This window comes from Saccharopolyspora sp. NPDC050642 (genome assembly GCF_040654735.1).
Taxonomy (GTDB): domain Bacteria; phylum Actinomycetota; class Actinomycetes; order Mycobacteriales; family Pseudonocardiaceae; genus Saccharopolyspora; species Saccharopolyspora elongata.
The window spans coordinates 1-15,312 of sequence record NZ_JBFAIN010000076.1 but is presented as its reverse complement, the minus strand read 5'-3'; the positions used below and the strand labels follow the sequence as shown (position 1 = coordinate 15,312).

Below are 15,312 nucleotides of genomic sequence, written 5' to 3'. Positions count from 1 at the left end.
CCACCCCAGGCCCCACCCGCGGGGCGGATTTGTGGTGGAGCGGCAAGCACCGCCATCACGGCGGGAACATTCAGGTTGTCTCCGCCCCGGACGGATGGCCGCTGTGGACCTCCGATGTGCGACCCGGCCGGGAGCACGACATGAGTGCCGCCCGCGCCGACCCCGAACTGCTCACGCGGATCACCGACTGGATCACCGACGGCGCCCTCGCCCTTGCCGACCTCGGCTATGAAGGCGAGCCCGAGACCTCCACGATCCCGTGTAAGAAGCCCAAAGACGAGCAACTCACCATCGACCAACAGTCCTACAACGCCATCCACGGCGCCCTGCGCTGCCTCGGCGAGCGCGCCAACTCGCTACTCAAGACCACCTATAGGGCTCTACGTCGCTACCGCGGCTGCCCCTGGCGCCTCGGCGACATCGTCGCCACCGCCCTGGTCCTGCTCCACCACGAACACGGCCGCACCACATGATCAACCGAATTGATCACACAACGCCACGGGAGGTTACGCGGAAAGGCTCACTGCCTCGCATCATCGACTTTGGTACGCACATCCGGACGGAAATCCGCGGGCAACGCCGCCAAATGCCCGTCCAAGAGCCCGACCGACCTATTCAACTCAACAACCACGTCTTCCGTAATCTTGCCTAACTGCCGTTGCAGATCCTCCCGCTCGTCCCGCATAGCCTCATCGAACATCGGCAACCCCGACTCCACCTGCAGAACAAAATCGGCATCCTGCAACGCGAACCAAGCCTGGCGAGACTGAACCTCCTCCAGCGACGCCCGCACCTGCGCAACCCACTCCGCCAACGAAGCGCGCTCCTCCTTCTCGCGGGCCCCACTCTCCGTCTCCCGTGCTGCATCCGGGACACTCGCAGCAGCAGGCTCACCGGCAGACGCCTCATCAGACGATCCCGAGTCCTTCCGCAGCTCGTCCAACACCCCCTGCAGCTCGTCAATACGCCCAAGCTCCGCCTGTCGAGATCCATCCCACTCCGGCAACGCCGCCAGCCGAGCCTGAGCGTCCCCCAGCAACACCTCCGCGTCTGCAATCAGCTTGTTCCGCTCCCTCCAGAGCCTCTCCCCTTCCCGTCTTCTCCGTAGTTCCTCCTGTCGCTCGGCCTCGCTGCGCCCCGCCCTGAGATTTCTCATCCGTTCCCGAGCTCTCCGTCGTTCCTCCTCTCGATCGACCTTGCTGAGCCCCGCCCTGCGATTTCTCTGCCATTCCCGTCTCTCTGTCGTTTCTTGTCTCGCGCTGGCCCGCCCTGCCGACCCGTCCACCTGATCACCGCGGGCGGTGCTCCGTTGACGTAACGCGGCGGTGCCGAGCCGTTCACCGCGGCACGCAATTCCGGCCCTGACCTCCACAGCTGTTGGCCCTCGGCGCCCAGCAGGTACCAGTGCCCGGTGCCCAGCCCGTCGACGAACTTCGGCAACAACTTGCCGTCCTCGGCAACCGAGACCTTCGTGGCATGAACAAGCCCGTCTGCGGTTTGAACCACATCGACCCTCGCTGTCCACACTCGCATGTGCAGCGCGCGGGCGAAGCGCTCCGCGAACGTCAATTCGCCCGGCCCTAGTCGCCGATGCGCGCCGCACCCCAGCAACGCGACTGCCGCTCCCGGGACGAAACGCCGGTCTTCTCGCACCTCGTCAGCGAAGGCTTCGGGCGTCACCTTCCTACCGTCCCGCAACACCGCCCGCCCGTCGGGCGTCACGTGCACACCGACGATCTGGGTATCGTCCGGCAAAACGGGTGCCGACTCCTCGGCCTGCTCGATCGTCTCGGTGGAATCGCCGGGCCCCCGGAACAACAGCGGTTCCGGTCGTGGTGAACGGGTCAGTTCGGTAGGCGGCTCGACTGGCCGCGGCCGGCTTCCGTCCGCCCGGTGCAGCATCCACTTCGGCCCCCGGCCTCGGTTTACCCGTGCCAACACATCCGCGCCGGTACTTCGCAGCTCGGTGACCTCGGCATTGGGGATGACCGTGTCGTCGTGCCCGAGCACCAGCAGCGGCCGACTGCCTTCGGGGACAGCGGCGGCGTGATGCGGCGACCGGGTCCATCCGCTGTATTCGGCGGTTTCGGCCCCATGGATCGGAAGACTCACCGGCGCGCTGCGCACACCCCAACGGAAGTCGAATCTTGGCGCGGTCCCCGCCTGCACCGAAGAGCCGGAACTTACCAGCGCTGAAACAAGATCCGCACCAGGAAGCTGCCGCATGCCGCCCGCGGCCGACAACAGGTACCAGTGCCCTGCTGTCGCGGACCGGACCTCGCCGCCGAGTCTTGCTTCGGCCCATTCGCTCCACGTCGGCAACCCGCTGCGGACGAACGACAAATCGCCGGTGACAACTCGGCCATCAGCGGCATGCCACACCTCCTGGTCGGCCGCGATCACGTCGACACCGAGGATGTCGCGCAGCTGAGCCGCATCGGCCAGGTCGAGCGATCCGTCAGTTCCCACCAGCACGATCGGCCGCCTGGCCCAGCCAGGTAGCTGCTCGATTCGCGCGGCCAGCTCGGGCACCGTGAGGTTGTCACCGGATGCGGTAATCCCGACCACCAGGTGGCCGCCGACCTTGGGCAGCAGCGCCGCCGCGTCCTGGTCGTCGGCGTTGGGTGTCCAGACGTCCGGCAGTGCTGCCGGTGCCGGGGCCGGCGCGCTGGCCGGCGGTGACGGCTCAGGCGGCGGTCCGGGCAGGTTGTTCGCCGCCGCCTGGGTGGACTCCACGGCGAAGTACCCGCCGTTGTCGATGGTCACCTCGACTTCGGCTGGTTTTCCCGGCAGGGCGCCAAAAAGAGTGCGGTGCCCGGTCTGATCGGTGAGCGTGTAGATCGCCTTGCCCGCCCGGTAGACGTGGTAGGTGCCCTTCATCTCGACGGTGACCTCCCGGGCATTGCCGCGGGTGGAAACCTGGACGCGCGGCTTCGACCTGCTGCCCGACACGCCGCCCGACGGGTCGAGCGTGCTGCTCTCGCCGGGAAGGAGCATGTCCCCGGCCACGTTGCCGGATTTACCGCTCTTTGCCTTGGAATCGCTGCCCTGCACCATGGCCAGACCGGGCAAAGTCGCGCTGCTGTTGCTGGTGTCCGTTTGGGTGACTTCCTGCTCGGTTTTCTGCTCGTGGGTCAGCCCGCCGGTCGCGGTGAAGGAGTTGACGTACTCGACCTCGGCGAACCGCAGGCGCACCGCGAGACCGTGCTCGTCGTCCCAGACCATCCCGGTCTCGACCATGGCGGGGAAGGGCACCGGGCCGTCCAGCAGTTCCTGCGTCATCGCGGTCAAGCCTTCTTCTCCACCGAGCTGCCACAGCAGTTGCGCCGGCAGGGTGGCCGGGCGGACCCAGCCGCTGCCAGCGGGCGCCTGCATCGACGGTTCCGAACTCGCCGGGTCGGCGTCGTTGGTCGCCTGCTGCGTTGTATGCGCCAGCGCCGCAGCCAGCCAGGGGAACAGTCGCTCGCTTCCGGGTAGTGCCAGCGGGATCACGTCCATCCCACGCAGATCCTGCGGTAGCGATCCCAATTCCACCGCGCCTCCGACGGGCACGGGCCGGCCGCTGATCCGCACCGGGCGCGGCGCCGGCGGCGTGGTCGTGGTCAAGCCCCCTGGGATGGTGAACAGGGCCGTGCCATCGCTGGTGAACCGCCGTTGCTCCGGTGTGCGGGTGTCGTCCCGCATCGCCGACCACATTTCGACACCCCGCCTCGGCGCGGTCAGCAGCAGGTTGTTCAGCACCGCGTTCGGAGTCCACGACCGATACATCTCGACCTGGAACCAGGTCGGCCAGGTGTAGGAGTAGGAGGTCTCGTCCTCCGCTGCCACCCGTCGCTTGAACGCATCGCTGTCGGTGTCGCGTTGGCTTCGTGACCATTCCTTGCCGTAGCCCGCGTCCGGGTGCGCGCCCGCCCGGCGCAGTTTGCCGTTGAAGCTGCGGGCTACGAGAACACTTCCGATAAGGCCGCCGCCGCTCGACCGGGATTCGGTTTGCGCCCGTTTCTCGGTGTTCTGGAAGAAAGTGTCGGATTTGATCTCCGTGTTCGGCGTGGCCTGAGCGTCCGGCGCGTACCGTGCGCGAACGACGAACTCGATCGTCTCGGTGCCGCCCAGATACGGCCGGGCAGCCAGCAACGACGTCCCGGATGTCGTCGCCTGGCCGAACCGAGCACCCAGTGCGGTCGACGACGCCAGTGTTTCCACGGACCCGCCGATCCCGGTCGGCACCTCCAGCCAGCGACCCGTACCGAAACCGGGAGCATGGTCGGAGATCATGCTCTTGATCAGCGGGGCGACCTCGTGCGCATTGGAGATCTCGGTGACGATGGTCGGGCCGAGCGCAGCGCCGGAAAGCACGAACTCCGGAGGATAGCGCACCTCGGTCGCCGGTTTCGGCTTCGCCGCCACCCCGGCGGGCAGGTCGAGGTGGCGGGTCTGCGGTGGTTGTCCTTCCGCTTCCGGTTCCCGAGCGGGGTTGGTATGCAATCGCTGTGCGACGGCGTCCGCGAGCAGGAATTCGACGCCGCCGTTGACCGCGATCTGCTCGGTTTCCGCGGCCGCGTCCGATTCCCCGTAGCTGGTGATCTCGAACACGGCATGCGCCCGGTAAAGGTGGGTCGCTCCACGTGTCTTGCCGGTCCGTCGGCGTGCGGTGCCAAGACCGTAGGTGGTTCCTTTCTCCTGACTGAAAGTTCCTCGGCCGGTGAACGACGGGGCCACGTGGGCCCGTTTGCCGGATTTGCTCCCGAACTGCATCAGCGTGGGGACGCGGAAACGTCCCTCGCCGCCCATTCCTCTCGTTTCCTGACCGTCGAGCTTCAGCCCGCCCTCGGCGACCACTTCCAGACTGAGCTTGTCCGAAACGGTGTCGATCGGGTGGGCGTCGAACAGCCGCAGCCGCACCCGGCCGCCGGTGATGGGCAGCCCGCCGGGTGCCAGCAGTTGGTCGAGGGGCGCTGCCAGCGGGTCCTCTGGGTCCGGTGTTGCGTCGTGTTGTTTCGAGCCCGCAAGGTTGTGCAGGATGTCTTCGATGGGCTCGCTGAGCACCGTGGACGGTGTTGCCACGCCCTGTGGCATGAGGAATTCGACCTTCACCTGGAACGGGTTGTCGTCCTGGTCGGCGTAGTCGAAGTCTCGGATGACCGTACCGAGGTTCGTCAGATCACCTTGCGCAGTGGTGGGTGCCAGTGGCTCCGGTACCAGCACGCGCGCCCAGCCGCCGACCGTGGAACTGCCGGTCGTCGTGGCGCTGCTAGACGTCGAGGCATCCCCGGAACTCCGGACACTGTCTGAGTCACTGTCGGATGTCGAGGACCTGTCGGACAGAGTGGTGAGCTCGATGTCGCCGTTGTTCGGCGCATCAGACCGGTTTGCCTGCCCGCGGAACAGGCCGAGCCAGCGGTACCACGGGTCCGGCTGCACGTTCTGTGCCTCAGCCGGCTCGGTCTGCTCGGTCTGCGACTCCGGCTGCTCGGTCTCCGGGGTGGTGGCCTTCGTCGAAACGGAGATCGACCAGGTCACCTGCCGGTCGAAGGTGACTGCGGGCCCTTTGTACTTCGCGCGTCGGTTGACCTTGTAACTCTGCGCGGCGGTGCTGCTGTACCCGTGTGAGAACTGGGCTGACGCGCCGAACAGGAAGCCTATGTTGCGCCAGAAATCCTTGCGCTTGGTGCCGATCGCGGCCCCCGACTCGACGCCGATCCGCTGCTGCGTGCCGGCTTTCGCCTTGATCTCGCCGCGGATGGCGTTCTTCGCGGTGAAGTCCACGGTGGCCTTCTCGACCTTGCCGGTGCCGATCAGCGCACCCAGTTCCGGCCTGACCTTGATCGTCACCAGCTGATCACCGACCCGGATCGTCTTGGTGACATCGCGCAACTCTCCGTTGAACAAGCCGAACAGCGCGGACGCGCCGAAAACCGAGGACAACTGCGTCTCGACGAGCGCCCGCTTGTCGTGGCTCAGCGACGCGAGCTCGTTCCCCACCGAGTCGCGCAGCATTCGGCGCACTTCCGGAAGCACCCGTTCGATTCCCGGCGCCCGGTCCACCACACCGCCACCGGTGCTCTTGCCGGCCGCGAGCATGTCGGGCTGCCGGGGCTCGCCCGCGGGAATCGTGATCTCCGGACGCTTGCTGTAGTCGGCCAGGATCGACAGTACAAGTTGCTCGGCGGTTTCGTTCTCCAGCCGGGCGTCAACTCTTCCGTCCGAGGTTTCGACCAGCGTTCGGGGAACGTCCGGACGCACTCTTTCGACCAGGTCACGGAAGTTCTGGCGCTCCCGTAGTCCATCCGGCACCGTCGGGCTTTCGTGCGGCGCGTCTTGCTCCTCGGCGATCTGCCGGGCGGAGTGTGCCGTGGAAATCTCTTCGAGCCGGGCGAAGTCGTCCGCGGACATCCACAGGAACACTTTCTCCGCACCGGTATCCGAGCCTTCCAGCATCGGATCCGTGGAGTACCGCTCAACCCGCACATCCAGCGTCGCCTCCACCAGGACGGCATCGCTCTCGATGTTGGTGACACTCTTCTTCCCGGTGCTGATGCCCAAAACCTGCGTCAGCGACTCGCCCGATCCCGCCGAACTGGACACCGTGAAGGGTGTGATCGTGGTGTAGGAGCCGAGGCCGCGTCGTTTCTCGTCGACATCGGCGACGAATCCAGGCCCCACCATCACCGAGGCTTCGGCGTTTGCAGACTGTGTCTCGCTGGTGTCAAATTTCGTGTCGCTACCGGCATTCTGCCCCAAATTCACGGCCGGAACAACGCGGCTGTCAACCCGCCGCACCGAGCGCAGTTCCGCGGACACCTCCAGCGACAGCGTGTTCAGCTTCGCGCCCGGCAACCGCAACGGGCTTGGCCGGTAACCGCCACCGGTGATCTCCTCGAACTTCACGATCGCCTTGTCTTCGGCCAACTCCCGCGACACCGAATCACGGACACCGACGCCTACTTCCGACAGTGGCAACTTGGCGAGAACCTGCTGACGAATTCGCCGCATGGCGGCCGCTTGTGGCACGGTGAACACCTCGTGCAGGGCTGAGGCCGGAAGGGGCAGCACTGGATCGTCCGGGCCGGGCTTGGTGGTGGCGGGTGGCACATCCTCCCCGTCGTAGCAGATCAGTGCCACATCGGTGATCTCGTCGGTCCGGTACGTCTCCGGCGGGTTCTCTCCTTCCCGCACGTCGATGACGAACCGACCGTCGACGACGAAATTACGCTCGGGAACCCGGCTGCTCAGCCCGCGCGAAAATTCCGTTGCCGATACGAGGCTGCGCTGCTCGCTCTTCCCCATTGAGGGCCGCACGGAGGGGTTGAAGATTACGTTGCGAACCGCGCCCTTGGCCGCCGCGCCGACCATGTTGGGCACGACACCGAGCATGCCGAACTGGGGGCCCTGTTCCTGCCCGACAGTCAGGCCCGCGTCGGCGTAGCGAATGCCATACTCGATGACTCCGTCGGCCTGCGGCAGGCGCACGGGCGTCGACGCGGTGCGTTCGAACTTCAGGTGCAACTCGCGGGAGCCGACCTCGATCCGGATGCCTTCGTCGGCAAGACGCCGCAGGGTTCGCGTGAGCTTGGCGTCGGAGAACAGCTCCTCGATCGCGGCTCGGGCGGGTTCCCGCAAATCTTCCGGTAGGGCGGTAAGAACGTCCTCGGGGTCGATATTGCCGGTCTGCCAGATCTTCCCGCTGCCCATCGCACCGTCGGCGGCGTAGGGCGGCAGGTCGACCTGCCGGACCGTCACGTCGGCACGGTCTGCCGCGATACGGGCTTGGGTCACGGCCTTGGTGGCGGTCTTGGCCGCTTCCGCAGTGGCGCCACGCTCGTTTTCGGCCCGGGCAATTGCCTCGGCGGTGCGTTCGCTCGCTTCTTGATCCGCCGCAGTCAGTTGCTCAATCCGCTCCCGCACAGCGGTGAACTCTGCGGCAGCGGTCTCCACGCGCGCCTCCGCGTCGGCGCGCTGGGCAAGCAGCGCATCCGGCACAGGTCCCTGGTTCTCGTGCTGGTTTCGCAGTAGCTGCGCCCGCTCGCGGGACGCCCTTAAAAATCCGCCCCGTTTCTGAATCAAGTTCTGCCGAGCCGCATTGAGTTCGGCGCGCAATTCGTCCTGCCGCTGCCTGGCCGCCGTCAGGTCTTGCTGCGCCGCCGTCAACTTCTCGGCTTGCTGCCGAGCACGCTCGACACTCGCCGCGGCCGAGGTGGTCTCGTCGGTCGCCGTCTTGAGCAACGCGTCGGTCTCGGCGGAGTCGGCGGCCGTGACGGTGGTGGGAGGCGCCTCCGGCGCGGGCGCATCCACCATGTTGTAGATCTGGGTGAGTTGGTCATCGGCAGCCGTGATGTTGCTGCGCGCTCGGGCCACTTTCCCGATGTGGTCGGAATTCCGCAGCGATGCCAGGTCGGGCCGCGGCTCCGTGCGGAACCGCGCCGGCTCCGTGCGCAGGTGCACCCAGTTAGGACTCAGCCCGGTCTGGCCCGGCGGCAAGGAAACGTCAGCGGGCACCGTACGAGACGGCACGGTCCGCTCGACGGCTGCACCTTCGTCCTGCGGTCTGTCCGTCACGGAGGCAGCGACACCATCCTGCGCCGAGACAACACCACCGTCAGGCCTTCGGCTCGCAGACGGCACCTCGTCGTCGCCCCTCAACCTGGAAAGCCGATCCCGCATCTGCTGCAGTTCCGCCTCATCGGGGTCACTCACGGTGTCGTCGGTCGCCGGATCACCCGACGCATCCCCAGTGGGCTGCGACCGCACATCCCCAGGCAGCGCGGGCACCGCGCCCGCATCTTCGACCGATTCTCGCCCCGCACCCGGGCCCTTCCCCGGATCGGGCCCGGCGCCCGCACTCACAGCCATCAAGTCCACCCAAATACGGGCCAGCGTGTCCCGTACCCGCGCGATCTCACCGTCCCCGACGCCACGCATCATGTGATAGGCCATCACGCTGACAGCCCGCGACGAGCCATTTAATGGCGCCCTCAATTTTTCGCGTGCGTGGCCCCGCAAGTCTTCCCTTGCCTGGCCAGACAATTCCTCCAACCCCGCATTAGCCTGATCACTCCACAATCGCAGTTCCCGCTCCGCAGCAGCACGACGCCACGGGCGCGCCAGGCCGCGCCATTTCTCCTCGACCGCCCGCATCCCGGGCAACCTCTTCTTGACTCTCTGCAAATCCGTTGAGGTCCAGGCTCCCTGCCGTACCATGCGTTTCGCAGCTTCGACGTTCCGTGCATACTCACCGCCCTGATCGAATCCCGGCGGCATCGCTGTCAGATGCTGCTCCATTCGGCCCGCCAGCTCGGCCACCTCCGCGATCCCGGCGAGGTTGCCGAGCCGGTCCAGCCGCTCGGACTCCGGCAAATCAAGCAACTCCGCCAATCGCGACGGGCTATCCAGCCACGCCACCTGCGCGGTGTCGGCTGCCGTCGGCTGCGAACCCTCCCCCCGCGAAGCGGGCACTGCGGAAGCATCGCCGTCGCTGTCGCCCGCGAAGGCGCGCAGTCGGCCATGCTGAGCCCACCAAGCCAAGTCATCGCCCGCGTCCGCCATCACGCCCGACGGCAACGTCGACTCGGGATCGATCCTTCTGTCATCACCCTGGACCGCGTCCAGGAAATAGTGCGCCTTCCTGTTTTTAAAGAAATCACCGGACGCCAGGAACGCACTCGCGTTGTTGCCCTTCACATACATTGCCTGCGGGGCATCCTGGGAGCCCTCCGGCGGCACTCTCAACACAAGGAAATGAACGTCGTCTCCCACCGCCTGCCTCATGAACCGCCGCACGGCGGCGGGGCCACGGGTCAGCCGAAGCTGCGGGACAACACCCCCGGTGGCGTCCTGGAACTGCTTACTCGCCGCACCTCCCACAACCCGCCGCAACACGCCAGAGTGCAGCATGCCCTTCGCAGCGCGGAGGTTGTCGGCGATCTGCTCCAGCAACGCCGTGGCCGCCTCAGGACCCGGGTCAGGAATCACGATGCCCGAGCCCCCCACCATGGCCTTCGCATCCTCATTGCCGAGCAGTACCTGAACAACGATGTAGTTGACCGAAGCCTTCAGCGACTTCCCGAGTCCATCGATGACCTCTCGCGATTCGGGCCGCAGAGACGGATCTGGGCCAGCCCGATGAGCGCGAAGGCGCCGGAAGACGTTATTCACCGCACCCCACTGTGGCCGCGCGTCGGACGGGAACTCGCCCCCCTTCGTGGCATCGGCCCACGCGAGACGGCGCTCAGCCTCCCGTATCCAGTTCTCGCTCCACACCAGCCTGAACGGTGCTGGCGGGATGAGCCCGTCCTTGATAGCCCGCAGAACAGCCTGACGCAGCTTCGCTGCTTGCTCCGCGTAGGGTTCGGAGACGCCCGCCAGCCACTGCCATACATACGACTCGTCTACATGCCCCTCGGCGGCGTCGGTCACCTCGATTGCCCGGCCCGGGCCGAGGTAACGCACCAGCTCCGAGCTCGAGAGCCGGGCAGCCTCGCGCATCTCCTGCATAGAGAAATCGTCGGGCTCGCGACTGCCGTCCAGCCACGCCTGAGCCGTGGACTCGTCAACTCGGGCCACCGCGGCCGCTCGGGCCCAACCGAGGTGGCGCACCACTTCCTCATCCGGGACTCCGGCGACGGAGGCCACCACGTCGCCCAGGGTCCACGCCAACCAATCCTGCACGGTCGGCAAACCGAAAACCGTCTGCGCGGCGGTAGATGCCCACTCCGGCACCTGCACGCCTCCCAGGGGGTCCAGCTCCCGCAATCGGTCAACCAGCGCGACCGCCCTTTCCGGCCCGCCGAACGCCGCGACAATCGTGTCGAACACGATCCCGAGCACCACCGCACGATCGCCGGGACGGCCGCGACGCCGCTCGCGCACGTTTTCCGTAGAAACGCCGATCGACTGGGCGATCGCCCGGGCGATCGCCCAGTCGTCACCGAAGAAGCGTGTGAGGTAGTCAAGCTCACGACCGTCCAGGGCATGCACCAACTCACGCAGCACGTTCAGCTCCCGCGGACTGGGCCGCCTGCCTTGCACACCGGCACGCTGCTGTGGCGGACCACCGAGGTCGCGCACCTCCACCTGGATGTCGGGCTCCCGGTCCAGGCCACCATCGAGCCCGGCCACCGTTTCTTCCAGCTCCTCGCCGTACTCATCCGCGTCGCGGGGGTCACGCTCTTCCTCGCCCCAGCTGTCCAGCAGACGGCGGCGATCGGCCAGACGCATCATGAGCTGCCCCAGAGCACGCAACCGCCCCTGGTGTCCGTCCGGCACCAGTGTCTCGACCAGACTCCTGACCGCCTCTCGCCCGCCGTACTTGCTGACCACCGACCCGGTAATCGCCCGGCGCAACGCCTCGGCATGCCACCCTTCGGGCAGGTAGGACCACATCCGCCACACCCGCGCCGTGGCCTCATCCACCCCCAACGCCTGAGCCAGATAATGGTTCCGGCGCACCCCCGGGTTGACCATATTCATCAACTCCGCAGGCCCCTCATCCTTCAAGGCCGCGAACAACTCACCCCATTCGACCTCGCGGCCGCGAAGCCACAGCCCCGGATCCGCCAGCCCGTACTCCACCCTGACACCAGCCGGGTCCACCACATGCACGAAGAACTCGACCGACTCGCCGCTGTTCTCCAGCCAGGAACCCGGCGGCAATACCAGATGCGGCGGCACATCCCACAACTGGTCCTGCTGCCCCTGGGTCAGCGGGTCCCACAAGTCGTCCAGCCGCGTCGCGCTACTCGGCCTCTCCCCTTGCGCGTACTCGCCCATCACATACCAGGCGTCGGTGCCCTCCTCGACCAACCTCGGTGGCATACCTTCCGGATCCGACGACCAACCCCTGCTGGCTCTCCACGTCGTCTTCCACTTCCTCACCACCACCGCATGGTCCACAACGCCCCACCCGTCCAGAATCCGCAGGAACGCCAGGACATTGTGACCGTCAACATCAGCCGACCTCGGCCGCGCAGGTGCTCCTGTCGCTGTCTCGAAAGCGTCCAGCGCCGCACGCCCCTCCTCAGAAACCCCCGCCAGCTCCGCCGCGTCCAACAACGGCCGACCATCCACCACATCCGGCAGCGGCCCACCCCGCATGTACCCCGCCTCGCCGACACCGGCCCCCGTCCACCCATCCACCGGACGCGTCAACGGCTTCAGCTCACCGAAGGGCACCTGGGGGGGATTCGCGTCGGAGGGCTGTGCTGGTCCGGCCCCGGGGAGCCGGGATTGGATCCTCCATCCCTCCCGCAAGGTGCCGGTGATGATGCTGAGGTCGCGGGCATACTCCATGAGCTCCCAGTTAAGGCGCTCCCTCCTAGCTCCCTCGGCGGCCTCCTCGACCCTTTCCGCTTCGTAGGCCACCAAACGGCTCAACGCCACAAAAACCGGACTATCGTGCCTGTTTCCCTCATCGCTAAGCCTGTTGACCTGGCGAAGTAGAACCTGCGCACGCCGCGCTCCCACCACGGTCTCCGACGGCATCCCCGGCGGATACGGAACAATGTCCGCCGCCTCCACGATGCCCTCCAGCGACGTCAACTCCCCCATCCGACGACTCCGCGCCCGCACCCCCGCAGGTGACGTCAGACCCTCCCCCGCCGCCGGCGAAGACAGATCCCCTTCGGAAACCGGTCGCAACCCTGCCGGCAGCGGGGACGCCGGTTCGATCGCGTCGACATCCACCGGCCGCCCCGTACCGGGGGCCTTGCCGGGTGTCATGGGATCGCCGGATTCGAGGTGGATCTCCCGCACCCGGCCCGCACCGTCGCGCTCGACCTCTGCGGGGGAAGTCGTATCGGTCCGGTCGGACCCATCGGAGAGAGCCGAGACGATCGAAGCCGCATCGGACTCCTCGGCGAGCAGGGCCCGCTCGTCGGAGTCATCCCGGTCGTCGGGATCATCCGAGCGGGTCTTCTCGTCAACGTTCTCCGCCGCGGTCTTCTCGCCGCCGGTCGCCGGCAGACCCCTCCCACCCCAGCGACCAAACCAGGCCCCCGGGTTCCAGGAGTTCGACGAACCCGGATCAGGCCGCACCTCCAGCAACTCGGCCACCACCCGCGCGATCTGGCGCGCCCGGTCCCCCTGCCGAGGCTGACGAAGCAGCAACTCATACAAGCCCAGCAGCGTTTCCGGCCCATACCTGCCCGTCAACACCAACTGGTCAACCCGGCCAGGCAGGATCGTGTTCAACCACATGAACGAACTGATCCCCGCGTTGGCCAACCGCAGATCCTTCTTCGGCTTAGCCGCATACGCCCGCAACTTCGCCGGCAACGCCTCCGGATCCCCCAACAACCCCGCATACGCCCGCAAATCCGGATCAGCAGCAACCAACATCGCCAACACATCACGCCGCGACCCCGGCCGCGAACCCGACCCAGACCCCACACCCGGACCCGACCCGCGACCGCCACCAACCTTCTCCACCACCGACGACGACTCCACCGCCAACGACGACTCCACCACCCGCGACGAGTCACCACGATCACCGACACCCGCAGCCGCCGTCACCTCCCGCACCCCGCCAGAACCAGCATCCTCGAGCCGGCCCGGCATCCCCGGCCCCACCGTCCCAGCCCTCAGCGACGGCACACCGCGACCCGACGACCCAGCCGCCAACACACCCGGCCCACCAGACGTGCCCGACCCGCCAGTGCTCCCACCCGAACCGGCGGACGGCCCACCAGACGTACCCGCGCCCACCCCCACCGGCGCAGAACCCGAGGTGGCCGCCGCCGAAGTACCCCCAGCCGTAGCGGCCGTAACGGCCCCGGGGGCACCCGAGGTAGCCGCCGCAGGAACCTGCGAAGCCGGGGCGGTCGCCGGCGCCTGGCTGAAGCCTTGCCCCATCCCAGAACCAGAACCCGAACCCGAGCCGGTACCGGTGCTGGTGGCCGCAGCCGGGACCTGAGTCGGTGTCGAGGTCGCGCCGGTGCGGTCGCCCTCGGTGCCGGAATCGACCGCAGCATGGGAAACGCCCGGAACAGAAGGAATCCGCGCTGAAGTCGACTCGCCACCAGACTCACCAGCCGACTCCCGACCACCGCCAGGCGTACTGGCCGACTCATCACCGCGTTCACGGCCAGGCACGCTGGCCGACTCGCCGCCGCGCTCGCTGCGATCACCAGACTCACCGGTGAACTCGCGATGACTGCCAGACTCATCACCGCGATCACGACCAGGCACACTGGTCGACTCATCACCGCGCTCGCTGCTACCACCAGACGCTCCGGTGAACTCCCGACCACCCCTAGGCCTACCGGCCGACTCTTCACCACGCTCGCCGCCAGGCATGCTGGTCGACTCCCGACCACCGCCAGACTCGCCACCGCGTTCGCTGGTGGATTCGAACCCGGGCTCCCGCACGCCATCGGGTTGGCGGGTGGGTTCGGAGACCGGGTTGGCCCGGTTGTGGGTGACAGCCTCGTCAGCGTTGAGTGCCTGCCCGGAGCCCGCACCGTGGGGTTCGGATCGCGCGAAGCCGCCCAGCCCGAACCCGTCGTTCCGGCTGGCGGAGTGCGTGATGCCCTCGCCGGGAGTGCGATCGTCGGTGGCGCGTGACTGCGGCACGTGCTGCTTCCCGCCACCGGACTCTTCCCGGACGGCCTCGGACCGACCCGGGCCACCCGGCGTGGCCGGGACCTGGTCACCCGGCTGCCCCGGCCGCGACGCAACAACACCCACCGGATCCACCATGGACTCGGTGTCCACAACGGACTTGGTGCCCGACCCACCCTCGGCACCGACCCGCTCACCCGGCACACTCCGGCCACCAAAGGTTTCCCCACCCCCAGACAGAGCACCAGAACCCTCGGGAACGCTGAGGTGGCGGGGCTCGCCCACCGAGGCCGGGCTGTGCTCGTCGCCAGGTTGGTGCTGGCCCTTGCCCGGCAACACGGCATCCCGACCACCACCAGAACCACCGGAATCGCCCTGACCGGAGGAACGGGCGGAGATAGCCGGTGGGACGGCGGCTCCGCCGGCCAACGACCCCAGCCCCGGCCCACCATCGCCGCTGCCGCTGCTGCCACCGCCGGACTCGCTGCTGGCGTCGTCCGTGTCGCTGCCGTAGCCGGACTCGCTGCTACCGCCGCCGGAATCGCTGCTATCGCCGGACTCGCTGCTGGCGTCGTCCGCATCCTCACCGCCGCCGTAGCCGGACTCGCCGCTGCTACCGCCGGACTCGCTGCTACCGCTACCGAACTCGCTGCCGGCGTCGTCTGCGTCCTCGTCGCTGCCGTAGCCGCTATCAGCATCCTCATCGCCCGGGACATGCTTGTTGGCTTCCTGGTCCAACACCAGCCCGCTCAGACCCGC

4 protein-coding genes are annotated in these 15,312 nt (G+C 67.4%); 2 read left to right on the top strand and 2 right to left on the bottom strand.

The genetic code is table 11. From position 1 onward, the window contains the following. A partial coding sequence (locus AB0H93_RS43750) for a transposase family protein (protein WP_358582774.1) occupies positions 1 to 473 on the top strand: 473 nt, incomplete at its 5' end. A gap of 47 nt (positions 474 to 520) precedes the next feature. Here AB0H93_RS43750 and AB0H93_RS43745 read toward each other — a convergent pair. Beyond that, positions 521 to 1,156 (bottom strand): hypothetical protein, encoded by a 636-nt coding sequence (locus AB0H93_RS43745; RefSeq protein ID WP_358582771.1) that lies wholly within the window; start codon positions 1,154 to 1,156, stop codon positions 521 to 523. Beyond that, complete coding sequence (locus AB0H93_RS43740) at positions 1,153 to 13,332, bottom strand: hypothetical protein (protein WP_358582769.1); 12,180 nt, start codon at positions 13,330 to 13,332, stop codon at positions 1,153 to 1,155. Before AB0H93_RS43740 ends, AB0H93_RS43745 begins: the two co-directional genes overlap by 4 nt. Positions 13,333 to 14,850: 1,518 nt before the next feature. On the opposite strand from AB0H93_RS43740, the gene AB0H93_RS43735 reads away from it, so the two are divergent. Then, positions 14,851 to 15,312 (top strand): hypothetical protein (locus AB0H93_RS43735; protein WP_358582766.1); only part of this gene is annotated, 462 nt, incomplete at its 3' end.